General features: G+C 64.6%; 28 protein-coding genes. 4 read left to right on the top strand and 24 right to left on the bottom strand.

Annotated elements, in window-relative coordinates; genetic code table 11:
* Nucleotides 1-357: 357 nt before the first annotated feature.
* The 5 genes from cmk to NATOC_RS17330 all read right to left on the bottom strand — a co-directional run bounded on the left by cmk (nt 358) and on the right by NATOC_RS17330 (nt 4,708).
* Complete coding sequence (gene cmk, locus NATOC_RS17350) at nt 358-969, bottom strand: (d)CMP kinase (protein ID WP_015322779.1); 612 nt, start codon at nt 967-969, stop codon at nt 358-360.
* Nucleotides 970-1,070: 101 nt separating this feature from the next.
* A complete protein-coding gene (locus tag NATOC_RS17345; RefSeq protein ID WP_015322778.1) occupies nt 1,071-2,057 on the bottom strand; it encodes a bile acid:sodium symporter in 987 nt (328 codons plus the stop codon).
* A 95-nt stretch (nt 2,058-2,152) separates the two neighbouring features.
* A complete protein-coding gene (locus NATOC_RS17340; RefSeq protein ID WP_015322777.1) occupies nt 2,153-2,617 on the bottom strand; it encodes a hypothetical protein in 465 nt (154 codons plus the stop codon).
* A complete protein-coding gene (locus tag NATOC_RS17335) occupies nt 2,617-4,215 on the bottom strand; it encodes a sodium/proline symporter (RefSeq protein WP_015322776.1) in 1,599 nt (532 codons plus the stop codon). The genes NATOC_RS17340 and NATOC_RS17335 overlap by 1 nt, the downstream gene beginning before the upstream one ends.
* The gene (locus NATOC_RS17330) at nt 4,208-4,708 is read right to left on the bottom strand and encodes a hypothetical protein (protein ID WP_049888960.1); all 501 of its coding nucleotides are present in this window, start codon (nt 4,706-4,708) and stop codon (nt 4,208-4,210) included. Before NATOC_RS17330 ends, NATOC_RS17335 begins: the two co-directional genes overlap by 8 nt.
* Before the next feature lie 306 nt (nt 4,709-5,014).
* Between NATOC_RS17330 and NATOC_RS17325 the strand changes: the two genes are divergently transcribed.
* On the top strand, nt 5,015-5,482 hold the full coding sequence (locus NATOC_RS17325) for a hypothetical protein (RefSeq protein WP_015322774.1): 468 nt from the start codon (nt 5,015-5,017) through the stop codon (nt 5,480-5,482).
* Here the strand turns inward: NATOC_RS17325 and NATOC_RS17320 are convergent.
* The 8 genes from NATOC_RS17320 to NATOC_RS17295 form a co-directional block, all read right to left on the bottom strand.
* Entirely contained in the window at nt 5,473-7,194 is a 1,722-nt protein-coding gene (locus tag NATOC_RS17320) for a YcaO-like family protein (protein ID WP_015322773.1), read from the bottom strand. The genes NATOC_RS17325 and NATOC_RS17320 overlap by 10 nt on opposite strands.
* 1,102 nt (nt 7,195-8,296) lie before the next feature.
* On the bottom strand, nt 8,297-8,848 hold the full coding sequence (locus NATOC_RS21335) for a hypothetical protein (RefSeq protein WP_015322772.1): 552 nt from the start codon (nt 8,846-8,848) through the stop codon (nt 8,297-8,299).
* Complete coding sequence (locus NATOC_RS21330) at nt 8,845-9,378, bottom strand: winged helix-turn-helix domain-containing protein (protein ID WP_015322771.1); 534 nt, start codon at nt 9,376-9,378, stop codon at nt 8,845-8,847. The genes NATOC_RS21335 and NATOC_RS21330 overlap by 4 nt, the downstream gene beginning before the upstream one ends.
* Nucleotides 9,379-9,538: 160 nt before the next feature.
* A complete protein-coding gene (locus NATOC_RS21325) occupies nt 9,539-10,879 on the bottom strand; it encodes an RNA-guided endonuclease TnpB family protein (protein ID WP_083866614.1) in 1,341 nt (446 codons plus the stop codon).
* Nucleotides 10,880-11,267: 388 nt separating this feature from the next.
* Nucleotides 11,268-11,705 (bottom strand): RNA-binding protein, encoded by a 438-nt coding sequence (locus tag NATOC_RS17305; protein ID WP_015322769.1) that lies wholly within the window; start codon nt 11,703-11,705, stop codon nt 11,268-11,270.
* A gap of 64 nt (nt 11,706-11,769) precedes the next feature.
* Nucleotides 11,770-11,964, bottom strand: a complete 195-nt coding sequence (locus NATOC_RS17300; RefSeq protein ID WP_015322768.1) for a hypothetical protein — start codon at nt 11,962-11,964, stop codon at nt 11,770-11,772.
* A gap of 48 nt (nt 11,965-12,012) precedes the next feature.
* Nucleotides 12,013-12,186 (bottom strand): hypothetical protein, encoded by a 174-nt coding sequence (locus NATOC_RS22490; protein ID WP_015322767.1) that lies wholly within the window; start codon nt 12,184-12,186, stop codon nt 12,013-12,015.
* Nucleotides 12,187-12,230: 44 nt separating this feature from the next.
* On the bottom strand, nt 12,231-12,911 hold the full coding sequence (locus tag NATOC_RS17295; protein ID WP_015322766.1) for a type 1 glutamine amidotransferase domain-containing protein: 681 nt from the start codon (nt 12,909-12,911) through the stop codon (nt 12,231-12,233).
* 138 nt (nt 12,912-13,049) lie between these two features.
* Between NATOC_RS17295 and NATOC_RS17290 the strand changes: the two genes are divergently transcribed.
* Nucleotides 13,050-13,496 (top strand): Hsp20/alpha crystallin family protein, encoded by a 447-nt coding sequence (locus NATOC_RS17290; RefSeq protein WP_049888959.1) that lies wholly within the window; start codon nt 13,050-13,052, stop codon nt 13,494-13,496.
* 4 nt (nt 13,497-13,500) lie between these two features.
* On the opposite strand, the gene NATOC_RS17285 is transcribed toward NATOC_RS17290, so the two are convergent.
* The 10 genes from NATOC_RS17285 to hisC form a co-directional block, all read right to left on the bottom strand.
* Nucleotides 13,501-14,517, bottom strand: coding sequence for a DHH family phosphoesterase (locus NATOC_RS17285; protein WP_015322764.1), 1,017 nt, complete (start codon nt 14,515-14,517; stop codon nt 13,501-13,503).
* Nucleotides 14,518-14,689: 172 nt separating this feature from the next.
* Nucleotides 14,690-15,688 (bottom strand): ornithine cyclodeaminase family protein, encoded by a 999-nt coding sequence (locus tag NATOC_RS17280; protein WP_015322763.1) that lies wholly within the window; start codon nt 15,686-15,688, stop codon nt 14,690-14,692.
* 43 nt (nt 15,689-15,731) lie between these two features.
* On the bottom strand, nt 15,732-15,947 hold the full coding sequence (locus NATOC_RS17275; protein WP_015322762.1) for a hypothetical protein: 216 nt from the start codon (nt 15,945-15,947) through the stop codon (nt 15,732-15,734).
* Between the two features lie 354 nt (nt 15,948-16,301).
* A complete protein-coding gene (locus NATOC_RS17270; protein ID WP_015322761.1) occupies nt 16,302-16,724 on the bottom strand; it encodes a DUF3054 domain-containing protein in 423 nt (140 codons plus the stop codon).
* Between the two features lie 63 nt (nt 16,725-16,787).
* Nucleotides 16,788-17,177: a hypothetical protein gene (locus NATOC_RS17265; RefSeq protein WP_015322760.1), complete on the bottom strand. Its 390-nt coding sequence runs from the start codon at nt 17,175-17,177 to the stop codon at nt 16,788-16,790.
* 40 nt (nt 17,178-17,217) lie between these two features.
* Nucleotides 17,218-17,862: a triose-phosphate isomerase gene (gene tpiA / locus NATOC_RS17260; RefSeq protein WP_015322759.1), complete on the bottom strand. Its 645-nt coding sequence runs from the start codon at nt 17,860-17,862 to the stop codon at nt 17,218-17,220.
* Nucleotides 17,863-18,001: 139 nt separating this feature from the next.
* Complete coding sequence (locus tag NATOC_RS21320) at nt 18,002-18,544, bottom strand: multiprotein bridging factor aMBF1 (RefSeq protein ID WP_015322758.1); 543 nt, start codon at nt 18,542-18,544, stop codon at nt 18,002-18,004.
* A 90-nt stretch (nt 18,545-18,634) separates the two neighbouring features.
* Complete coding sequence (locus NATOC_RS17245) at nt 18,635-19,246, bottom strand: CDP-alcohol phosphatidyltransferase family protein (protein WP_015322757.1); 612 nt, start codon at nt 19,244-19,246, stop codon at nt 18,635-18,637.
* On the bottom strand, nt 19,243-19,779 hold the full coding sequence (locus tag NATOC_RS17240) for an adenylate kinase family protein (protein WP_015322756.1): 537 nt from the start codon (nt 19,777-19,779) through the stop codon (nt 19,243-19,245). Before NATOC_RS17240 ends, NATOC_RS17245 begins: the two co-directional genes overlap by 4 nt.
* Nucleotides 19,776-20,900 carry a histidinol-phosphate transaminase gene (gene hisC, locus NATOC_RS17235; RefSeq protein WP_015322755.1) on the bottom strand — a complete coding sequence of 375 codons (1,125 nt, stop codon included), beginning with the start codon at nt 20,898-20,900 and terminating at the stop codon, nt 19,776-19,778. Before hisC ends, NATOC_RS17240 begins: the two co-directional genes overlap by 4 nt.
* A gap of 200 nt (nt 20,901-21,100) precedes the next feature.
* On the opposite strand from hisC, the gene NATOC_RS17230 reads away from it, so the two are divergent.
* Complete coding sequence (locus NATOC_RS17230; RefSeq protein WP_015322754.1) at nt 21,101-22,438, top strand: MFS transporter; 1,338 nt, start codon at nt 21,101-21,103, stop codon at nt 22,436-22,438.
* Nucleotides 22,439-22,501: 63 nt separating this feature from the next.
* Here NATOC_RS17230 and NATOC_RS17225 read toward each other — a convergent pair whose 3' ends face one another.
* Nucleotides 22,502-22,921, bottom strand: coding sequence for a universal stress protein (locus NATOC_RS17225; protein ID WP_015322753.1), 420 nt, complete (start codon nt 22,919-22,921; stop codon nt 22,502-22,504).
* A gap of 233 nt (nt 22,922-23,154) precedes the next feature.
* Between NATOC_RS17225 and NATOC_RS17220 the strand changes: the two genes are divergently transcribed.
* Complete coding sequence (locus tag NATOC_RS17220; RefSeq protein WP_015322752.1) at nt 23,155-24,312, top strand: SPFH domain-containing protein; 1,158 nt, start codon at nt 23,155-23,157, stop codon at nt 24,310-24,312.
* The last annotated feature ends 59 nt before the right edge of the window (nt 24,313-24,371 follow it).

Genomic DNA, 24,371 nt, shown 5'->3' with positions numbered 1-24,371 from the left:
CCAGATCCAAGTGTGTCAGGTGATAACATGAGTATGGGCTATGCACCGCTCCATCGTCCGCACAGACCGATCGGCGTTCGACCGTGTCCGTGATGCGATCCTTCATCGCGACGATCGTGACGAGGACGAAAAGCCGACTGGTCCTGGCGCGCCCACGCCGGGATGAACTGGCGTCGACTTCGTACCGATCGTCGATTTTTCGATCGAATCGGTTCGTGTGTTCGAAACGCCTCGTGGGCTGCTCCTCGAGAACCAGCCGCGAAAGCTCTCAGCTGGCGATAACGAGAACTGTGACCGCTTTGCCGATCGATCCCGGTTCGATCACCCAGTATCGTTTCGGAAGGTGCCCGAAAGCGACTACGGATCCAGCTCCGGCGTCGGGAACGCTCCCGTATCGGCGTCGGGGTCGTACTCCTCGATGGCGGCCCGGATGACCTGGAACACGCCCTCTTTCCCCCAGCGGGCGGTGTTGAGCTGGAGGTCGTAGAACTCCCGCTCGTCGATGTCGATCTCGTAGTAGGACTCGTAGCGTCCGGCCTCGCTGACCTCCCGGACCCGCATCTCGGGCTCGGTCTCGATGCGGTCCTCGATCCGTTCGAGGCGGACGTCCTCGGGGGCGTCGAGCCAGATCCGCAGGTCCGCGCGATCGCCCGCGATCCAGCCCGCGAGCCGGGATTCGAGGATGAATGGTTTGTTCGCGGTACCCCACTTCTCGGCGATCGACTGGAGGCGCCCGTCGATCGCCCGGTCGATCTCGTCGTCGGCGTCGGCCTCGGCGGTCAGCTGGTTGAGGTTCAGCCCCCGGTCCTCGGCGAGCTCCCGGAAGATGTCGCCCCCGGAGACGTACGGACAGCCGATCGCGTCGGAGAGGCGTTCACAGAGCGTCGTCGCGCCACAGCCCGGCGGTCCGGAGACGGTGATGAACAGTGTTGTGTCGATCTCGACGGTTGTGGTCGCACCCGTGGACATACCGGATTCTCATTCTTCACCGTGAAAAACCTCCGCGTCTCACGCGCCGAGGACGGCGGTGCCGATCCGATCCGATCCGATCCGCGGTGGTCGGGCGCCACTTAATCGCCGGGCTGGGTCGTCGCAACGGGCTCCGAGCCGCCCGCGGGCCCGAGGCGCCCGACGATCGAGCTGCTGACGACCTGCTGGACGACGTGGAAGGCGGTGATGGCGGCGACGATCGTCCCGCCACCGAGCACCGCTCCGATCATGACGGCGACGCTCATGTTTTTCATCGAGCCCGAGAACAGCACGGTGATACAGTCGTCGCTCCGGACGCCGCGAGCGTACAGTCCTGCGGCGACGGCCGCGCTGAGGCCGAGCGCTGCGATCGCGATTCCGGCAACGACCGCGAGCTGGATCGGCTCGACCGACAGCGGCGAGCTACCGACGCTCGCGTAGATCAGGGCGCCGATCGTCGCGACGGAGAACGTATCGAGCTGATCGTCCGAGACGGCGTCGGCGGGGACGAAAGAGGCGAGCAGCCCGGCCACTAGCACGATTGCGCCGAGTTCGACGACGAGGTCGGCAGCGGCGACGTCGACGCCGGAGTCGGCAAACAGCGAGATCAGCGACGGCATCGCGAGCGGGGCCAGCAGCATCGAGGCCAACACCGTCACCGTCGCCGAGAGCGTGTTCCCGCCGCCGAGTCGCGTCCAGATGATCGAGCTGCCGGCCGCGACCGGAGCGGAGAGGACGACCAGGACGCCGAGCAGCAACTCCCCCGAGAGGGTCGCCGCGGCGATCGGGTACAGGGTGATCGGGACGAGCAAGTAGAGACAGACCAGCGAGCCGATCACCGGCACGGAGACCGAACGGACCGTGGTGTCGCCGAGGCTGAACCCGTAGAACGCGGTGAACACTAACCCGGCGACGAACGCCGGGAGCAGGGGTTCGATCGGTGCTGCGAGGGCGGGGTAGGCGACGCCGGCGAGGGTGGCGCCGATGACGACGAGAAGCGAACGTTGCGATCGGAAGAGCTGTCCGAGATAGGCGGCGTTTCGGATGATGAACTCGGATATCCAGACGACGGCTATATATCTTTTCAAGCGGACAGTATCCGATTTTAAATCGGGACAGTCCGCGGGGGCTCCGATCCGAGAGAGGTGTTACGTCCCCCGAGCGACGACGAGGACGTCCCCGCTCAGAAGGGGAGACGCCGCGAGTCGACCGCGACATCGACGCCGGCAAGCGCGGGCTCGTCGGCCAGCCCCGCGACGAGGTCGCGCTGGGAGTCGGCGTCGCGGCCGGCGTACAGGGTCAGGCGCCCCTTCTCGAGGTGGGGCTGTTTCTCGTCGTCGTCCCACTCGATCTCGAGGGTCGCTCGCCTGAGCCGCGTCCCGACGACGAGTCGGATCGACTCGAGGGCCTCGAGCGGGATCGAGAAGTTGCGCTCGTCGAGACCCTCCAGCTCCGCGGGGGTGGTGTCCGCGACCAGCGCGCGGTCCCGTTCGCCCATGTCGGCCCGCAACAGCATCGAGCGGTAGGACTCGCCGACGAAACAACAGAGCAGCTGCTCGTCGGTGAGCACCAGTTCCCAGAACTCGATCGAGTTCGGGCGCCGGCGCAGCCAGTTTGTGAGTCGTGCGATCGAGTCCTCGTCGGTCATCAGCGCTCGAACAGGGCGTGGAGGTCGGCAGGTAGCTCACGACCCCGCTGGGTCGCGATCGAGACGAAGACGAAGACGGCCATCGTCACGAGCAAGGAGATGGCCTCGGCGGGAACTTCGGCGGGGTACGGGTAGGTCGCCATCACGACGTTCTCGCTGATCCAGTTGAGCCAGCCCGCGTCGACGATCGCCGCGGCCTCGGGCACGACGTTGTAGATGATGTTGTACAGCATGCCGACGACGAGGGCGGCGATCGCCCCTTCCTTCGTCGCTCCCTTCCAGTTCAACCCGAAGACGACGATCGGGACGAACGCGGCGGCAAAGAAGCCCCAGCTGATCGCCCCGAGGATGCCGACCAGCGCGTCGGAGTAGAAGACGACGATCGTCGACAGCACCGTCAGTCCCGCCAGCGCGCCCTGCGTGACCCGGAGCTCGGTCTTCGGGTCGGTGATCGGCCTGCCGAGCGCTCGCGGAATGTCCCGCGAGATCGCGGCCGCGCCGATGTTGAGAAACGAGTCACTGGTAGACATGATCGCCGCCAAAAGCGCCGCGAGGATCAGCCCGGCGATGATGCTTCCGGTGTGATCGAGGACGAAGACCGGTCCGACCTCAGAGGCCGAGAACGTCGCCTCGCGCTGGCCGGCCTCGACCATCGCACGCATCGACAGCCCGGCCGAGAACGCGATCAGGCTCGAGATCGCGTAGGAGATCGCCGCGATCGGGGCACCCCACTTGAGGATCGTGAGGTTGCGGCTCATGTAGAACTTCGTGATCAGGTGGGGTTGGCCGGCCGCGCCGACCGAGAACAGCACCCACCAGGCGATCCCGACGAGGACGGCGGTCGTGGCCCCGCCCATCGCGCCGAACGGCGAGATGAGGTTCGGATCCGTGCTCGCCAGGTTCTGGGAGATGTTCTCCATCCCGCCCCCGAACGAGATCGCGTACGCGAAGACGAACACGGCGCCGACGACCATCGTGATCGCCTGCAGGAAGTCCGTCCAGACGCCCGCGATCATCCCGCCGAGCATACAGTACAGCAGCAGGATTAGCGCGCCCCCGAACAGGCCCCACAGCACGGGGATGCCGAAGATCGCCCGCATGACGAACTGCAGCGCCGCCAGATTGACCGCCAGGTAGGCGACGACGCCGAGTGCGACGGCGACGCCGCTGAGCCCGCGAACCCAATCGCTCTCGTAGCGGACGTACATCGCGTCGGGCAGGGTCAACACGTTCCGGATGTCGGCGATCAGGCGCATCCGCTTTGCCAGGACGACCCACGTCAGCAGGAAGCCAAGCGGCGCGGTAAAGAAGATCCACAGCGCGGTCGTCCCGAACTCGTAGACAAGTTCGGGACCGCCGATGAAACCGAACCCGGACTGGATCACCGAGAACGCCGTCAGCGCGAGGACCCAGGTGCCGATACTCTTGCCCGTAATCAGGAAGTCGCTGGTCGAATCGGTTCGCATCCAGCCCCAGATGCCGATCAGGAGGACGATCAGCAGGTACGCCGCGCCGAAGCCGAGGATGATCGGATCGTCCGCGACGGGGATCCCGTCCTGCTGGAGGACGGTTCCGGCGGCTCCGAGGACGCTACTCATCGGTCCGCTCACCTCCGTCGGTCGCCTCGAGGGTGTTCTCGGGCTGTTCGGACGCCAGCGGGAGCGACTCACGCCGCTGGGCCTCGCGGGCGTCCTCGAGGATGCCCTCGACGATCTCTTCGCTTGCGACCCGATCGAACAGCAGCGAGTAGTAGATCGCACAGGTCAGGGGCAACAGCCAGATGAACCCGAAGTAGATCAGCGTCGACATCGGCACGCCCAGCACGTAGCTGTAGTCGGTGACGCCGGGCTCCCAGGTCAGCCAGATCCCGGCCAAGCCAGCGACGAAGAACGCGCCGAGGATGCCGATCAGTCCGGTGTAGGGTGCGAGATCGAGTTCGGTCCCGTTGCGTTCGATCGTCGCGACCGCAAACACCGCCAAGATGGTCGCCGCACCGATAAACGAGAACACGCGGTACAGCCCCAGCGCCGCCGTCACGAGCGCAAGCACCGAGAGGACACCGATCGTCGCCATCGTCGTGTTTCGGGTCATCGATCGCTCACCGCTTTCGGTCCGTGTCGGTCCCGCCACCAGTACCCCGCCCGACCGTTCGACCCGCCTCCCCTGCGGGTCGTTCTCGAGGACGGCCGTACGCGGCCGACTCGTGGCTGTTTGTCATGAATCATCGTCCTATTACACACAGTAGCTAGCCGTGAAGGTAACCGTTAACATGTCAAGGCCGCGCGGCCCGTCGTTCCGCATCGCCGGATATCGGTCCGGAGAGCGGTTGGCAGGCCACAGGTGCCAGCCCCGACTGGAAGGGTAATACTGACGGTCGCTCGGCCCCGAGGGCCGAGCGTGAACCGCCGTACGGTACTCCGGTCCGCGGGCGTCGTCGCCGTCGCGAGCCTCGCGGGCTGTGTCGACGCGGTCGAGGATCACTTCACCGGCAGCCTCCAGAGCCCGGTCCCCATCGAGATCACCAACGAGGGAGATCGTCCGTACAATATCAGTCTCGACGCCGTCGCTCGGGACGGCGGCCGCGAGACCTACGAGGAGAGCTACACGATCACGCCCGACGAACGCGTCGCGCCACCCCACATCGAGGGCGAGGACCAGCAGTTTCGTATCACCCGCCACGGCGACGACGAGATCGAGGACCTGGTCGAGATGGGGGAGATCACCGACGAAACGAACCTCGTGTTGATCAGCCTCTACGAGGACGAGATCGAACTCGAGATCATCGAGGACGAAGACGAAGCCGAAGAAACCGAGGCGGAGGTCGAAGAGGAGTACGACGAGGCCGACAACGCAGCTCAGGGGTAGGGGTGGAACGGCCCCTCGAGTTCGGGCTCGAACCCGAGCTCGGCCGGCACCTCCCGAGCGCGCTCGCCGAAGAAAGGCTCTCGGGTAAAAAGCGGCTGGGCGCCGGGGACGACGACCCGCACCGCCTCGAAGCCAAGCCCCGCGACGTCGCGGGTCGTCAGCCGCGCCGCGTGGGGCTCCAGTTCGGCGTCGCTCGCCCGCTCGAGGACGTCCTCGAGGGCATCGCGTCCGGTCGGGGCCGGCTCTGGACCGACGCTTGCCGCGGGGACGGTTTGTTCGACGTCGATGAACTCCCGGGCGGGCTCGGGGAACGAGGCGTACTCTCCGATCGCCGCCGAGGCCGATTCTGCCTCGTCAGGACCGAGCCCCCGCAGCTCCATCCAGTTCTGTAGCGCCTCCGCCAGCGCCGCCGTCGCCGCCTCGGTCGCGTCCAGTCCCGCCGCGGAGCCGGCCGCGAACGCGGGCCAGGCACCGTCCTCGCGGTGGACCGCGGCCGCGACGACCGGGACGTCGACGTCCTGGGTGACGAGCATCGCCGTCACATCGAGCCCCTCGCTCGCTGCACGGCGCTCGAGGGCCGCGAACGTCTCGCTGTCGACGTCGAGCCCCAGCGGCTCGAACGTCGAGTACCAGGCCAGCATCGTCGCGTCCCGCTCGAGGACTTCGGTCAGTCCCGACAGCAGGGCGTCGACCGTCGAGGAGCCAAGTCCGAGCCCCGTCGTGATCGCGGGCACGAGGGCGTCGCCGGGCTGGGGGAACTGAACGGCCGCGGCCGGCAGATGAATCGGTTCGCCGGTCCGGAGCGTCTCGCCTTCGACCCACCGATGGTCGTCGCTCGGATCGGACGCTGGCGCGTCGTCGGGACGGACGAGCTCGGTCGGCGAGACCGCCCGCTCGAGGACGTCCTCGCTCGCGCGGACGAAGTCGTCCTCGCGATAGACGCCCGCACAGTAACGCTCGAGCCCCTCGCCGACGGCCTTCATCAGCGCCGCGTTCCAGTCGGGATCGACGCCCGCAGCCTGGTTGGCCGCGCTGGCGTCGCTGTACCCGCTCGTGTCGGCCGTCGTCGCGAGGTAGTAGGGTGCGGGGAACGACTCGACCTCGCCGATCGTCTCGACGATCCCCACCCGGTCGTCGATCGCCTGCTCGACGTGCTCGACGGCGTGGTCGAGGTCGAAAGCGTCGTCATCCCGGTCGAGGCTTCGGTCGCGCTCGCCGCCGCAGGGACAGCCCGGGATCGGCAGAAATCGCCGTCGGCGGTGGGGAACCTCGAGGACGTGGCCAATCACCGACCGTTCCTCGCCCGACAGCACCCGCACGCACTCCCGTCCCGCGAGCGCACCCGCAAAGCGAGCCGCGCTCGAGTCGGCGCGGGGCTCGTCGGCGGCCGACTCGAGGTGGGAGTCGACGCGAGTCCGTAGGCAGTCGAAACAGCCGGTACCGGGGGCGAACCCCGAGACCGCGGCGTCGAGGTCGGCGATCGGACGACCGCCGACACCGCCGATCTCGACGGCGATCCAGGGGGTATCGCCGGAGAGGGCGGCCTCGTTGGCCCGATCGAACGTCGCCGCGCCGGCGACGTCGCTGACGACGGCGAACCGGGCGTCCTCGAGGTCGGTCGGTGCGGCCGAGCGAACCGAGACGTCGACGTCTGCGAGCGCGGTCTCGACGGCGTCGCGGACGGGGTCCTCTCCGACGACGGAAACGTGCATACCGGACCGTCGTACGGTCTGCTGTAAGTCCTTTCCGGAGCGACCGCGGGACGACGTCAGGTCGGATCGGAGACACGGTCATCAGTACGGATTCAAATACTTTCTTTATTCAGTACAGGTCACGAACCTGAATCGGATGGTTCGTTACCTACAGATGCGAACGGAACACCACAATTCCTGTCAAAGAGATAGTTCTAAAGCACAAAGAAGTTCTATCTAATGTAAATTAAGTCTGACATGAATGGGATGTACCTCAGTCTTGTTGGGTTACACTTTTCGATAGTAGGTGGGTTTTGGATAGTTAGTACGAACTTCACCACTGCTATTGTTACAAATAATCACTATGTATTACTCTGGGGTGGACTGGTACTCACGCTCGCAAGTCTATTTTTTCCTTCCCAGACGAGAGTTGATAAGTAATTCAGGACTGTATTCGTACGCTTCTCTTGGTGAAAGTCAACATCCTCAACTGGCGGAGCAACGGGATTGCGACGTTCAGTGGTAGTCTGAAACGACAACGTCAGCCGATATCCGTTTTCGCCGACACGGATGGGATCGAGCGCCTCGAGTCGATCGCGGTAGTTCCGGACTGCCAGTGGCGAGACATCCGCTTTATCTGCGAGCTCATACTGTGAGAGACGCCTTTCAGCTGTGAGCAGAGTCTGTACTATTTTGCCAACCGGCGGTGAGAGATCGGAGAACAGCTGCTTAGTCCGGTCGAAGCTCCCGGCGGTCGTCTTCGCCGGCGAGTTGTTGGAGCGATCGAGCAGCGGCGTACGGTAAGCGAGTCAGTGCATAGAGCAACGAAACGGCTTCTCGAGTCGGTCGGAGGTTCTTGGACTGCAGGATTCACGTTGCAGCCGATGCGTAGGCCGTCCGGTTGACTAAAAGTGGACCGCGAATTCGGGAGCGTCCGCAGCGAGCGCTGCTGGCGTCTCGAGCGCTCGTTCGAGCTTGGGGCGGAGTCGGTGAATGTCCTTGCCCACAAACAGTCAAGAAACTGATGAGTGTTCCCAGCGGGTCGTCGGCGTCGACGGTCAATCCGCGTTTTTCTCTGATGCTCCTCAACCATGCGGGAGACGCATCCAAACGCCTGTCATCGCTACTGGGAAGATGAGCAACAGTAATGTGAAAACTCAGTTGCGGTCACCTGCTCCAGGTATTCTTCGCTCACGTATTGATACTGTAGTTGATCGGCAAACCCATATTCCGGAAGCAGGGTTTCCGCTGCTCGTCCCGCGGGTTTGTCTGTTGTCAAGAGTACGATTTGCTCAGCGTTGCCAGTCTCAAGAAGTTGTGCTGCAAGCCCAACGAGAGCAGTGTCTGCTTTTTCGATATGGTCCTCCGATCGGTCTGTGTCGTTTGCAATATATCGGCGAGTGGCATCCATTATGCCTGAGACAAGAGGATTCGAATACTTGAGTTCGTCAGCCACTACAATCCAGCCTTCCTCGATCCCCTCCTGCCAAGGAATGGTACTTGATGGGTAGGGTTCATCGTCGGGTTCTCCGCCTAATTCAAGATATACACGCTTGGGGATCAGCAGTGAGACATCTGCCTGTCGGACGGCGCGACGAAGTTGCTGATATTTTTCAGCAGTTGGTCCACCGCATCGGACAAAGACGCCTGTATCTGCGATGTACTTCGTTCTCATTCGCTGCTTCGGTGTCGGAGAACGACTGGTTCAAGTGCCTGTAAAATTATCTCGGCTTCAAGTGGAGAGAGATCGAGTTCACGCGCCATGATGCGATGGTTGACCGTGCCGTCGACATACTCATGAGCATACTCAAGCGCGGTTGCAAGGCCATCGATTCCATGACGATCAAGATAGACATCGATATCCTCGACTATCTCGCGGCGGCCGACTGCATCGACGAGTTCTGCGGTGATCGTGCGTGCTTCACCATCTGTTGTGAGCGTAATTGAAAGTGGCTCGGCTGTGAATTCATATGGCCGCTGTTCACGTGTTTTTGTTATCAGTCCGGCCTCCTCGAGCTTTCCGACATAATCGTAGGCGGTTCCTTGTGGGAGATCAAGATCCGTAATCAGATTTTCGACGGTAGCCCCGTCGTTTTCTAGCACATGAGTGTAGATGCGGGCAAGCGTTGGGTTCTCGAGGAGATCAACAAGTGTTCGAAGGTGCTCGAGGGGGAGCGTCCCGCCAGGCGTCGTTGACTGAGACATCGTATTATGAGTTATGGATAATTCGTAATAACGCTTCCGCTAGCTGCGAGCACTGATTCGGCTCTTCTAACTGATTGCAACTGTCCTCTGTCGAGTAGAGTTCTAGAGGCGTCGGTGTTACGTGAAGTACCCCGCGCACGGTGGCGCGGGGCGTCCGTGTTTAGTCCTGCACTGCTGACGCAACGGTCTTTAATTCCTCTCGCGCTTGACTCGAAGAGTCTTGCGCCGACGTTCCGTGTCGGTAAACACCCGAAGCGAAAGTTGCTCCGTGAGAGCCGGGGCCTCCACCAGCCCCCGATGCCATCCGTCTCACCTTCCAAACCCGTGGAAGGGTTTCGAGAGATGGCACATTTCCAGTTTCTCGCTCTAACCAGTTCTGTACGACACACACCGCCGCCTTTCTATCGGAATGATCCTGGAACCCACACTGTTGACACTTGAATCGCTTCTTGTGGCGATTCGAACGGTCTGTGTGCTGGCACTCCGTTCTTGGGCATCGCTGACTCGTGTACTCAGGATCAACCTCGTCGGAAGGAATCCCGTCCCACGCAGCTTTGTACGATACCATCTCTTGGAGTGCAGCGAACGGGAGCGAGTGCAGACGTCGGTTCATCCGCGCCCCGTAATCGATGGACTCTCGCATCTCTTTGAGGTCTTCAAAGACGACTACCGGAGCCAAAAACTGCGAGATCCATTCGACAACGTTCCGCGAGACTTTGTGCAGGCAATCGTGAACGTAGTCACGTTCTTCAGTCTGCACGCCCGTCTCGAACGCGGTCTGGTTAGCTTTCTGCATCCGCTTGCGCTTGGTGAAAAACGCGTGACGCTGCTCTTTCACCGACGGATACTCGAACACCACGGAGTCTTTCACCGAACCGCTTCGACTCATTGCAGCAACTGCAATACAGTCCTCGTTCACATCCACACCAACAATCGTGTCTGCACCGTGCTTGCTGGCGACTTGATGAGTCTCGTGTGTGACGGTGACGTGGAGCCGCCACTCATTGTGTTTGTGAACGACTTCAGCAGTCCCAACCCGCCGCTCCTCATCAGTGAAGGCAGTTCGCAATCGGTCGAAATAATCTGGACTGCCATGAAGTTCACCTTTGACGTGCGTGCCTCTTGTGGCGGTGATGCGGAATCGAACCGTCCTGTCGTCTTGGGGGAACAGACGGTAGCCTTCACCGTGATTCATCACTATCGGGTACGACTCGTCGATGTATGGGTAGGGTCGCCCCCACCCGTCATCTTTGTTGTCGTGATAGGCTTCGATTTCACCGAGTGCCTTGTCAACGATAAGTTGGGTAGTATTGTTGACGTGATCGGCGTTATCAACGACAGTCGATGTAATATCGCTCCAATTCCAACCGGCTCGGTCGAGTCGATTGGCTTCGTTGCGGATGCGGCGGGCCTCAATACAGCCCGTTTGCAGGTCGTCGTCACTCCCCGTATCAATGTCTAGTCCGAACGACAGCGTTTGAGTGAGTTTGGACGACTGCACTGGATTTGGTATGGTTAGCTACCTGTTAAAAGCTCGTGTTTTGACGCGCTTCACCCACGGGCGCGGTGGCCCGTGGTACTCGCGCTATTTTCTTTATAGAACTATTCATTTTAAAAATCTCCTAGTTCTGCTCCTCTTCAGCGGGTATTTTCGGTAAAGGCTTGATTCGGTCTCTGATTATTTGAAAGGCCATGTGAAAACCACTCACGGACGCTCGCCTGCCCGTCCACCCACGAGTTCAGTACGCTCGTCTGACAATCATTGGAGAGGCTGACTGCCTTGCCGTTACCTACTTGACCTGTACGTACCGTCTGTCAATCTCGATGATAGTTACGCTTAAAAAGACACAAATATAGCGGAAGCCCACGACTTCGGTCGTAGAAGGATGTCACTCCTCGTCGCGCAGGCGCTCGAGGACGTCCTCGGCGTTCTCGACGGCCTTCTCCTTCTTGGCGGGGTAGGCCTCGACCTTCGCGCGGAACGTGATCCCCTCGCCGAGGCGGACCGTCTCGCCGAAGGCGGCCTGCTTGTCGAGCCGCAAGAAGAGCTCGGTGTTCTCGGTGACCCGATCGTCGAGCTCGTCGAGCAGGGTATCGAGGGTCTCGAGGTCGGCGAGCCGCGAGAGGACGTAGCGCACATCGTCGGCGTTCTCGACGCGGGCCGAGAGCACCAGGATGCGGTCGCCGTAGTGGCCCTCGCTCTCGGCGCGGTCGATCTCGAACTCCTCGGGGAGGAAGGTTCGGAGCGCTTGCTCGACGCGTTTCTCGTCCTCGGTGGCGTAACAGAACGCCCGCAGGTCGACGTAGTGAAGCGGAATCTGTGGCATCTACTGGTGCAGTACCGGTGCGGTGTCTCGGTGGTGTCGGCGACCTCGACGGCTTCGGCTCCGATTACTCCTCGTCGGCGTCGTCGGCTTCCTCGAGGGCGTCCTCGGGGACGCCGGTCTCCTGGCCGTCCTCGAAGCTGATGGTGTAGGTGACGTCGCCGAACATCGACTCCATCGTCTGGGTAACGGTCCCGGTCTCGCCGTCGAACTCGCTGTGCTCGTCGTGCAAAACGACGCGGTCGTCTTCCTCGAAGCTCATAGTCGACGTTCCCCGGCGCGAAATAAAAAGGGACTGATTCCGGGCGGGCTAGCGCATCGACTCGAGGGCGTAGACGGTGTCGGACATCAGCCACGCGTCGTCGTTGGCGGCGTCTTCGATGCTCAGCGCGAAAAACGACTCCCGGCCGTCGTCGACGGTTATCCGGTAGCTCCGGCTCTGTAGATCGACCGTTCGCTCGGGCGGGGACGGGTCGGCGGTCACATCTGGACTCGGCAACCCGGAGGGATAACTGGCCCGGTTCCGACCTACAGGTCGAGCTCCTCGAGGAGCCGATCCGCGGCGGCGCTCGAGGACTCGGGGCCCCGCGCCGTAAGCAGGTCGCCGTCGACGGTGACGCTCGTGTCCTGGTCGAGTTCGGGCTCGAACTCGCCACCCGCGACCTCGACCTCGTCGGCGACCCAGTAGGGAAGTTTGCGCCCGTCGGGCATCACGTCGTTCTCGTCGACGATCTCTTCCTCCCACTCGTTGGGGAAGCCGGTGACCTCACGGCCGTTGACGATGAACGCTCCCTGGCTGTCGCGGGCGAACCCGAGCATCCCGACGGCGTGACAGACCACGAGCGCTTTCCCGTCCTCGCCCTCGACGGCCTCCCGAAGCAGTCGCCGGGCGTCGCTGTCCTGGTTGACGTCCCACTCGGTGCCGTGACCGCCCGGGAAGACGACGGCGTCGTAGGTCTCGCCGTCGGCCCGCGCGACCGGAATCGGGTCGTTCAGTCGCTCGTCGCTCTCGTGGACCTCCCGGACGTGTTCGGCGGTCTCCTCGCCGACTTCGTCGGGGTCGGCCGACGTCTCGTCGAGCTTCGGCGGGCCGCCCGACGGCGTCGCAACGGTGATCTCGACGCCCGCATCGGAGAGCGTTTCGAGGGGCTCGACACATTCCTCGCCCCAGTAGCCTTCCTCACTGACGACAAACAGCGCGTTCGTCATACCCGACGGTAGCGTCGGCGAACGGAAAAACGGTCGGCCTGGATGCTGCTGCGTTCGCGAGCCGACACGTTCGCGTCGCTGACAGTCCCGACGGCCGTGGATGGCTTTTTCGAGGACGTCGGTGAAGGGCTGACTGCTATGGCCAGCCGACGAAACCCCTTCGACCGCCTCGAGGAGCTATTCGACCGACTGAACCGCCAGTTCGAGGAGGCGCCACGGACGTGGGAGACCGAGAACGGCAGCCGGTTCGCGGTCGCCGCTGGCGGGACGAGCCTGGATCTGGCCGACCACGACGACGAGTTCGTCGTCACTGTCGACGTCCCGGGGTACGAGCCCGACGACCTCGAGAGTCGGCTCTCCGGCGACACCCTGTTTCTCAGCGGCGAGCGCGGGAGCGAGACGACCGACGAGCGCGAGGACTACCTCCGGCGCGAGCGCGAGCTCGAGTCGTTCAGCCGGCAGGTGACCCTCCCCGAACCCGTCGACGCCGACGGGATCGAGGCGACGGTCAACAACGGCGTGTTAACGATCCGGCTCCCAAAGCTCGAACCCGGCGGGAGCTCCCACGCGATCGACATCGAGTGAGGACTCACGCGTCGTCTGCGTCGGTTTCGGGTTCGAGGACCGCGAAAAACCGCTTGGGCAGCCGACTGCCGACGACCGTCAGCAGGTCCCTGGCGTCGGGGTCGACGTCCTCGGCGATCGCCGCCAGCTCGATCCGGCCGCCGGCCATGTCGTGGTGGCCGCCCGCGGAGCCAAGCTCGTCGAACCCGTCGCTTACGGCCTCGCCGATGTGGATCGCGGGATCGATCGAGCGGGCACTCAGCCGGATCGCGTCGTCGACGACGCCGTAGACCAACACCGTGTCCACCCCCTCCAGGTTGAGCAAGTAGTCCGCGGCCTGGGGTAAGGCGTCGGTTTCGGTGGTTCGCCCGACGGTCGCGACCATCGAGGACCCCCGTTGCTGGCGGGTCGCGATCGCCCGCCCGATCGCGTCCAGCGTCGGCGCGGAGAAGGCGCTGCCGTACAGCTGGTCGAGAAGTTCGAGGTCGGCCCGCGGGTAGATCGCCAGCGCCGTCTCGTACTCACGGGCGGTCGGGTTGCGGACGAAGTCGAGCCGCTCGCGGTGGAGGGCAAAGAGCAGCGCCGACGCCAGCCGCGAGGTCGGCTCGATTCCGAGCTCCTCGAGGTACTCGACGAAGATCGTCGCGGTCGCACCGTAGTCGACGCGGACGTCGACGAACTCGCCTTCGACGGGGTCGCCGGGATGGTGATCGACCACGATCTCGGGTCGAACCGTCGCCGGGAGCTCGGTGTTGGCGCCAGGCTGGGAGTGGTCGACGAACGCGACTGCGTCGTAGTCCCCGACGTCGGTCTCCGCGAGCGCTCGCAGCGAGAGCTCGAGCAAGGAGACGAACGCGCGGTTTTGCTGGTGGGAGATCTCGCCGCCGTAGGCGATGGTCACGTCCTCGATACCGGCCTCGTCGGCGATCGTCTCGAGCGCAAGCGCGCTAGCCAGACAGTCGGGATCGGGGTTGTCGTGACAGGCGATCGCCAGCGAGTCGCGACACTCGAGGATCGCGACGAGCTCGGCCGCACTGGGCATAGGTCGGTCGTAGGGAGCCGAGACGTTTGAACGCCCCTACGGTTTCGCAGGAATTACACCAGAAATTAAACGTTGGCGAGGCGAAGCGACGGCGTAGCCTGCGATTGCCGTCGGTGACGAGCTCGTAACCCCCCACTATCCGACGGCTCCGGAACGCCGATGGCGACGACGATCAGTCCCCGGTGAGCGCCTCGCTCGCCGGTGCGAACGAGATCTCGGTGCCGAGCCCCGCCTCCCGGGCCCGTTCGTAGAGCAGTCCGGCAGCGGCGACGGTCTCGACCCCGGTGCCGCCGCTGTCGAAGACGGTGAGCTCCTCGGCGCTCGTCCGCCCCGGTTCGATCCCGGCGACGACCTCGCCGAGATCGGCGTGGACGTGGTCCTCGCCGACGGCGCCGTCCTCCAGCGCCGCGAGGAAGGCTCCGGCGTCGTGAGTCGCCCGCTCGCGGAGGTCGGGCACGTACGTCGCTCGTTCGATCGTCGTCGTGTCCAGCTCGCGGCCGTCGGTGCCGTACTGGCCCATCGCCGTCACGTGGGTGCCGGGCTCGAGGACGTCGCCGTCGAACACCGGTTCGCTCGCCCGCGTCGCCGTGATCACGATATCCGCGCCGGCGACGGCGTCGGTGCTCGAGCCGACCGCCCGGACGTCGGCAGCGAGCTCGGCGTCGAAGTCGGCCGCGAACGCCTCGCGGTTCTCGACGGTCGGCGAGTAGACTCGAACCTCGGTCAGGTCGCGGACGGTCGCGGTCGCGCGCAGCTGGCCCCGGGCCTGGGCGCCGCTGCCGATCACCGCAAGCGTCGTCGCGTCCTCGCGGGCCAGGGCGTCGACGCCGACAGCACCCGTCGCGCCGGTTTTGAACGGGTTCAGGCTCGCCCCGTCGAACAGTGCCAGGGGCTCGCCGCTGTCGGCGTCGAACAGCGACAGCACGAACCAGGCGTCCTCGGCGCCGAACCCGGCGGTGTAGGTGTAGGCGCCCATTACTCCGCTATCTGGGAGGATCGCGGCGTACCCCGTGAGCATCCCGGAGGGCTCCTCGCGGACGAGTTTCGAGCGGGGCTCGGCCGGAGCACCCGTCCCACGCTGTTGATACCCCTCGCGGACGGCGTCGACGTACTCGGCGGGCGTTGCGAGCCCGGCGACGTCGTCGCTGGTCAGAAACAGGGTGTCGGTCACGAACGAGACGACGGCCGGAAGGGAGAAAGGGATACCGGCTAGATCAGTCCGCGTTGACCGGCTGATGGGTCGACTGGACGTCCTCGGTCGAATCGACCGGGGCGTTGACGAACATTGCGTGGCCGATGAGCACCATCGCGGCGAAGGCGCCGGCCGGTATCGCTGCCGTCATCGACAGGCCGACGAACGTCAGCGCGGCGGTGATACCGAGCAGTGCGACCGGAATGAGGCCCAGAACAATGTCGTAATATCCAGTCATAATCTATACTATACTATGCGGAATGACGATATAAGTGTTTCCCATAATTAGCTGATAGTGAACCGGTTTCTAACTCGTATCTGGGGGAGCAAATACGTATAACTTATAGATTGGTTGTGTGAATTAGGATAGCGCGTAATCAGGGAGATGAGTAGTCGCTCTCCGGGTCGATTCGGTGGAACGTGAGTTGTGATTCCGCTGAATCGGCCGAGAGAGTGTTTCTGTAGCCGACGATCCGAACGCATACCGAACACTAACAATCATTATATTTTAGCTCGTACGTATCGGCGAGAACATACTATCGAAATCGAGAGGAATCCGCGCGAGTCGCGGGTGACAGTGATCCCGTGAGCGCTACCGTCGCGTGTCTGCGTACGCCGCGTAGGCGCCGCGCCAGCCGACGAGCACGAGGAGTCCGAACCCGGTCATCACGAGCGGGAACGGCCAGGCTGCGCCGCCGTCGAACAGCGCTGACGCCCGCAGGATCATCCCGACGTTTGCCGCCGCGACCCACGCCACCGTCGTCACGCGGACGGTACGGGTGAGCGACGTCGCGACCCCGGGAGCGTAAAGCCCCGCCAGCGGCGCCATCACGAGCCAGCCGACGGCGAAGGGGACGACCGTCTCGAGGGCGACCAGCGGCTCCGCGAGCGGTTCGACGCCGTGGCTCAGCTGGCCAACGACGATGATCACGGCGAGTATGGCGATATCGACCGCCCCGAGCGCGAGGACGTCCCGACCGATCCCGGACGCAGGCGAGCGGGCTGGTGTGTCCATACTCGACTCTCGCGACCGCGTCCATATCGGTGTCCCGGTTCGCCCCCGTGGGCGGCGGTGACGCTACTCGGCCTCGGGCGGTCGACTGACCGTCGCGAGGACCCGCTGGGAGAACTCCGTTTCCGTGAGCTCCACGCCGAGGCCGGCGAACCACTCGCCTTCGACGTGCCAGTGTCCTCTGCGGTCGCCGTCGGTCGACAGCGAGGTGGCCTCGAGGCGTCCCGGGGTCCACCCGCGCTCCTCGGCGACCGCGAGCAACATGCGGACGACGGCGCTTACCTCGTCGGTCGTCACGAACGACGCCTCGGCGACGGTCTCGTACTCGAGGTCGATCGCCGCGCCGTCGACGGGTTCGTCGGATCCGCCGTCGGGCCAGGAGACGTCGGTGACGTAGATGCCGTTGCTCATCAGTCGGTTCTCGAGTGCGGTTTCGACGGCGTGGTCCGAACTCATGTCCGCGAGTTCGGTCGGCACCGGGAAAAACGGTTCCCGCTCAGAGCGGGTCGACCAGGTCCTCGAGCGCGGCGGTCGGATCGTCGGCCTTCGCGACCCCGCTTGCCAGCAACACGCCCTCCGCGCCGAGATCACCCGCGGCGACGACGTCCTCGCCGGTGCTGATGCCCGCACCACAGAGGACCGAGACGTCCGCGTCGACGCCAGCGGCGGCGTCGACCGCGTCCTCGACGACGTCGGGGTCGGCCTGGCTGACGGGCGTCCCGGTACCGATGAGCTCGGGCGGCTCGACCGCGACGGCGTCGGGACCCAGCGCCGCGGCGGCGCCGATCTGGGCCGGGTTGTTCGCACAGACGACCGTCTCCAGACCGGCCCGCTCGGCCGCGCGTACCGAGCCGTCGATGTCGGCGAGCTTCAGCCGCTGTTCGGAGTGGTTGATCAGCGTTCCGTCGGCGCCCGCGTCGGCGACCGACTCCGCGAGCGTCTGTCCGGTGTTACTGCCGTGCTCGATCGGATCGACGTGCTGGGCCCAGGTCTCGACCCCCGTCTCGGCGACGCGCTCGAGGTGGGCGGCCTGCGGGGCGACCGCCAGGCGGGCGTCGGTCCGGTCGTCGACGTCGCGAACGGCCTCCGCGACCTCGATCGGATCGCACGGGTAGGTCTTGAGGTTGACGAGAACGAACATACGAGAGACGCCCGTCCCGGGAAAGAAATAGCTTGCGAGTCGGGGGCGTGAAGCCTGCTCGGACGAACTCCCGGACGTCAGTTCCGACGACCGCGAGCCGTCCTACGGTCGCTCCGGGAACCCGGTACAGCGGATCGCCTCAGTCCTTGCGCTTGACGACGTCGCCGAGCGTGTAGCTGCCCGTCGCCGACCCGCCAGACCACTCCGAGTCCTCGGCGGACCCGCCCTCGGCGCTCAGATCGACCCCGAGGAAGCTCTCGAGTTTCGACTGCACCTGGTCGCTGGGGAGGGTATCACCCCGTTCGATCTTCCGGATGAGACTCGCCTTCTCGTTGAGTTCGTTCGCCAGCTCGGACTGGCTCAGCCCCGCGTCCTCGCGGGCGTTACGCACGAGATCGTCGTAGTCGGTCGCCAGCTCGTCCATGTCGTCGAACATGTCCTGCCGGCGCGAGCCGCCCGCGCTCGAACTCGAGGACGTCGAGCCACCGCTCGCAGCGCTGCCGGAACCCGACCCCGAGGAGCCCGAATCGGTCGAGTACTTCGTCGACGAACTCGAGCTACTCGGCTGTTTCACCTCCGTCCCGAACTCGGTACAGCTCGAACACACGTCTAACTTCGCACCCTCCACCTTGATCGTCTTCGGAGACGACGTCTCGGTGCCACACATCTCGCATTGAACCATGCTCGAACCTATATCGCGGGGCGTCATAAACCATGCGGCGAAGTCGGGCGGTAACGCGGCGGTCGCGGCGTTTGCCGGGGGTCCGGACGATCAATCGAGTGCGATCCAGGCGTAGTAGAACCGCTGGAGCGCGGTGACGTGGCCGACGACTGCCAGAAAGACCAGCAGCCAGCCGATCAGCGTCAGCCCACCGTACGTCCCCGAGAACGGGTAGGCCAGAAAGCCGACGAGGCCGATGATCACCAGCCGGTCCGCGCGCCCGATGAGCCCGCCGTAGACCCGATCGAGGCCGACGGCCTGGGCCTGGGTACCGAGATAGGAGGTCATCACTACCCCGGTTACAGCCAGAAAGCCCAGGAAGTAGCTCTCGATGCCGGCCGCGAGCCCGGCGATGATGACGATGTCGGCGTAGCGGTCAATAACGTGATCGAGCAGGTCTCCGCCCGCGGAGGCGACGTTCTGTTCGCGGGCCAGGGCCCCGTCGATGACGTCGAGCCAGCCGTTCAGAAAGACCAGTATTGCGGCCGCGACGAACCAAATCGGGGAAGCTCGCCCCCCCAGCAGAAAGGCGAGCGCCGCCAGTACGGCCATCCCGAACGCCAGCAGACTGACGCCGTTAGGAGTCATCCCCAGCCGATCGAACCCCTCGACGAACGGATCGAGGACGCCCGTGACGTACGGGCGGAGCTGATCGAGCGTCATTCGAGATACCCCACGAAGTCGACCTCGCCGGCGCTTGGCTCCCGATCGCCCGCGAGGACGGCCGCGAGCTCCTCGGCGACCGCCTCGGGATCGCGGTCGGTCGTGTCGATCTCGTAGACCGACTCGAGGCCGTGGGCCTCGACGGCCTCGGCCAGCACGACGTCCAGAGCCTCGCTCTCGGCGTTCTCACGGGCCTTGGCCTCGCTCTCGCCGCGATCGAGCAGCCGCTCTTCGAGCTGGGCGGGCTCGCAGCGAAGCACCGCCACGCGGTCGGCGTCGAAGTGGTGTGCGAGGTGGGACTCGACGACGACGTCCTCGCGGTCCGCAAGCCACTCCGAGAGCGCGTCGAGGTCCGCGATCTTGCTCTCGCGGTCGGCGTCGACCTCGGTGTAGAGCTCCTCGTCCTCGAGGATCTCGTTGAGGTGGACGACCTCGGGCTCGTCGCCGTCGTTCGCGTCCTCGAGCGTCGCCTCGAGTCGCTCCGTCGCCGTCGTCTTCCCGGTTCCCGGGGTGCCCGTGACGGCGACTCTCACGCGTCGGTCACCTCCTCTCGCTCGGTCGAACGACCCGCGAGGACGGCGTTTACCGCCTCGACGGCGCGTTCGGTCTCTGCTTCGGTACCGCAGGTGATCCGGATACAGCCCGGCAGGCCGAAACTCGAGCAGTCCCGAACGATGACGCCCCGCTGCTGGAGCTCCTCGGCGACGGTCGTCGCGTCGCCGACCGCCGCGAGCACGAAGTTCCCCTCGCTGGGCCAGACCCGGGCGTCGAGGTGTTCGCGCATGTACGCTCGGGAGCTCCGGGCCGTCGCGACGGTTCGCTCGACGTGCTCGTCGTCATCGATCGCGGCCAGCCCCGCCCGACAGGCGATCTCGCTGGCGGCGAAGGGGGTGTTCACGCGGGCGTAGGCGTCGGCCCACTCCGCGGGGACGATCGCATAGCCCAGGCGGACGCCCGCGAGACCGTAGGCCTTCGAGAACGTCCGCAGGACGGCGACATCGTCGCGTGCGTCGAACCCGTCCCGGCCCTCGAGCAGGGCCACGGCGCTGTCGACGTCGGCGAACTCGCCGTAGGCCTCGTCGACGACGACGAGGGTGTCCTCGTCGGTCTCGTCGGCGATCCGTTCGACGGCCGCGAGCTCGATCGTCGACCCCGAGGGGTTGTGCGGACTCGTGAGGTAGACGATCCGCTCGCCGTCGTAGGCCGACAGCACCGTCTCGGGGGTCTGGGCGAAGTCGGCCTCGCGATCGAGGACGTACTCCCGAACTCCGCCGTGGTGAAAGCGTGCGCTCATCCCGTAGTAGGCAAAGCCCGGCGAGGGGACCAGGACGTCCTCGCCGGGCTCGAGGATCGCCCGGGAGAGGTAGTCGATCGCACCGTCGCCGCCGTTGGCGAGCCAGACCTGCGCGGGGTCGACGGCCCAGCGGTCGGCGACCGCGTCGGTGAGGTCGGTGTGGGTGGATTTGGGGTAGGAACTCACGCTCCCGGCGGCCTCCCGGATCGCGTCGGCGGCCGCGGGGGAGGGGCCGTGAGGGTTCTCGTTCGAGGCGAGCTTGATGAACTCCGAGGGGTCGCGCCCGAGTTCGCGGGCGACCTCCTCGATGCCTCGACCCGCCTCGTAAGCGACGTGGTCGGACAGGTCGCGCGGTTGCATACGCGAACCCTGTTTCCGGCGGCTCTTAAGGGTGCTCACCTGCTCTCGTCGCCGCCACCCAGTCCAACTCAAACTGTTACTCCTTCAGATATTTTTGTGCACCCTCGTACAGAAGGCCGTATTTTAGAGCTTCTTCCCCCACTAAGTGGGCCTTATGGCGAAGGCAGGAAATTATTTGATAAGAGACAATTCTCGTGCGTATGGGCCAGGACGTAGATCACAGGTCGGAGTACGATCTCTCGGGTAGCCCCAGACGTGGGTTAGTGATGGCGACGCTGTCGTTTTTCGCCGGTCTCACGACAATCGCCTTCTACGGCGTTGCGGGGCCGACGTTTCAGGAGGCGCTCGGTATCTCGGGGGCGCTTCTGGGACTATTGCTCTCCTCGCCCCACATCAGCAAGGTGTTGCTCCGGGTGCCGTTTGGCGCCTGGGTCGACGACATCGGCGCGCGAAAGCCCATTCTCATCCTCATGGGAACGACGCTCGTCGGGTTCGTCGGCCTAGTCGGAACACTGTTCCTGTTCTATCCCGACAACTTCGGCTCCCATCTCTACGTCCCGCTGCTCGTATTCGGGATCCTGGCGGGCGCCGGTAGCGCGACGTTCTCGGTCGGGATCGCACAGACCTCCTACTGGTTCCCCGAGGACAAACAGGGGTTCGCGATGGGCGTCTTCGGCGGTGCCGGTAACATCGGTCCGGGGATCGTCAACTCCGTTATCCCCTTTCTCATCGGCGTCGCGGGACTGGCGCTGGCGTACTCGAGCTGGCTCGTCTTCATGCTCGCCGCGACCGCGCTGTACTTTGCCTACGGCGCGAACCCGTACTACTTCCAGCTCCTCGACAAAGGGCTCGACAGCGACCGAGCACAGAGCGTCGCCGAGGACCTGGGTCAGGAGGTCTTCCCGGGTGGCGGGACGTGGGACTCCCTGAAGGAGTCCTCGACGAACTACTGGACCTGGGTCCTCGTCTTCCTCTACACCGTCTCCTACGGGGGTGGTTTCACCGCGCTGACGACGTGGTACCCGACCTACTGGAACCTCTTTCACGGGATGAGCCTCGCGATGGCGGGGCTGTTCGCGGGCGTCTTCGTCGTCTACGGTTCGCTGGTCAGAATTCCCGGCGGCAGCCTGAGCGACCGGTTCGGCGGCGAGAACGTCGCCGCCGTCAGCTTCGCCGTAATGGTGGTCGGCGCCGCCATCGCCACCGTCTCCCAGGCCGTGATCCCTGCTTTCGTCGGGATGATGATACTGGGTACCGGGATGGGTGTCGCGAACGCGGCGGTGTTCGAACTTGTCCCGAAGTACGTCCCCGACGCCGTCGGTGGCGCCTCGGGCTGGATCGGCGGGATCGGCGGCGCCGGGACGCTCCTCGTCCTCCCGATCCTCGGCGTGTTCGTGGACGTCTACGGCGAGATCGGCTACGCTCGCGGGTTCGTCGTCATCGCGGGACTGAGCGCGATCTGTGTCGCCGTCTCGGTCCTGCTGAAGTTCTACGGTCCCGAACCTGCCGAGGAGATCGACGAGTCCGCGATGCACTGAGCCGACCCGCGTCGGTTTCCGACGAACGGCAAAAAACGAGCGATCAGGGGTCGGCGTCGATCCCTACGGACGCGAGATCGTCACTGAAACCGGCGAGCTCTCGATTACGTTCTTCGCGACGCTGCCGACCAGGAGCCCCGAGATCCCCGACCGCCCGTGGCTCCCCATGACGATGTGGTCGATGTCGCCCGAGTCGGCGGCCTCGACGATCACCGTCGACGGCTGTCCGGTCTTGAGGATCGTCTCGACGGAGACCTCGTCGCCGATCCGCTGTCGGGCGTCTTCGAACAGCTCCTCGGCCTCCTCCTCGCGTTCGTCCCGAAGACTCCCCGCCGCGGCGCCGGCCGCGCCGTGGGTGAGCTCGTCCATCTCCAGGACGTGCAACAGGACGATCTCCCCGGGATCGAACAGCTCGGTTGCGTCCTCGAGTGCGGCCCGTGCGGGATCCGAGTCGTTGATCGGGACCAGCAGCCGTTCGTTCATGGAGCGAAGCAAGCTATCGGCTCGGGAAAGGGTTGTGCCTGCCTCCCAAGGGACTGGTCGACCACGGATCACATCGAACGTTGTGTCCTCGGATGCTGCCAGTGATAGCGCTCGGCGGATCGCGAGTCGGACCGATAGAAATCGGAGTGATACCGGCAACTCCGTCCGGTGAATGACACTCGTTCACATATTCCTGAACGAAGAGTTATTCGGTCGGAGGCCCTGGTGCGACTATGAACGCGCTGGTGGCGACACTCCTGCAGTTCGAGGACCCGGGAATCGACCCGATGCTGTATCTCGGAGTACTCGTTCTGGTGGTCGTCGCGATAACGGTCTGGCAGATGGTCGAGATCGTCGACGCCTACAACCGGGGTGCGCTGACGATCTTCGGCGAGTACCGCAAGCTGCTCCAGCCGGGGTTGAACATCGTCCCGCCGTTCGTCTCGCGGGTCTACACCTTCGACATGCGGACTCAGACGATCGACGTGCCGACCCAGGAGGCGATCACCCGAGACAACTCCCCGGTGACCGCCGACGCCGTCGTCTACATCCGCGTGATGGACGCCAAACGGGCGTTCCTCGAGGTCGACGACTACAAGATGGCCGTCTCGAACCTCGCCCAGACGACCCTGCGCGCTGTGCTGGGCGACATGGAGCTCGACGACACGCTTAGTCGCCGGGAGATGATCAACGAGCGGATCCGCCAGGAACTGGACGAACCCACCGACGAGTGGGGAATTCGAGTGGAGAGCGTCGAGGTTCGAGAGGTCACGCCGTCGCCGGACGTCAAGGGCGCGATGGAACAGCAGACATCCGCCGAACGCAAACGCCGGGCGATGATCCTCGAGGCACAGGGTGAACGCCGCAGTGCCGTCGAGAAGGCAGAAGGTGACAAACAGTCCAACATCATCCGCGCCCAGGGGGAAAAGCAGAGCCAGATCCTCGAAGCGCAGGGTGACGCGATCTCGACCGTCCTCAGGGCCCGTTCCGCGGAGTCGATGGGCGAGCGCGCGGTCATCGACAAGGGGATGGACGCCTTAGAGGAGATCGGCCAGAGCGAGTCGACCACCTTCGTCATGCCCCAGGAGCTCACCTCGATGGTCGGCCGGTACGGCAAACACCTCTCGGGCAGTGACGTCCAGCAGCAAGACGGCCAGCTCGAGAGCCTCGAGTTCGACGAGGAGACCCGCGAGCTGATCGGTCTCGACGACATCAGCGAGATCCTCGGCGAGATCGACGAGGAGCTCGAGATGGACGTCGAGTCGATGGAACAGGAAGCCAAGGCGATTCAGGAGGGTGAGGACATGGGACAACAGCCCGACAGCATCGACGTCCCCCGAGACGAGTCCAAGACGCCGGACGGGAACGAGGAGCCGGCCGACGGGAACTAAGCCGACGACCGCGTCCGGGCTTCACATCGTTTTTCTGCTCCGCTCGCGGACGGCTACGA

The organism is Natronococcus occultus SP4, from assembly GCF_000328685.1.
Taxonomy (GTDB): Archaea; Halobacteriota; Halobacteria; order Halobacteriales; family Natrialbaceae; genus Natronococcus; species Natronococcus occultus.
The sequence above is the reverse complement of the archived record's forward strand: the minus strand, read 5'-3'. Positions and strand labels throughout refer to the sequence as shown.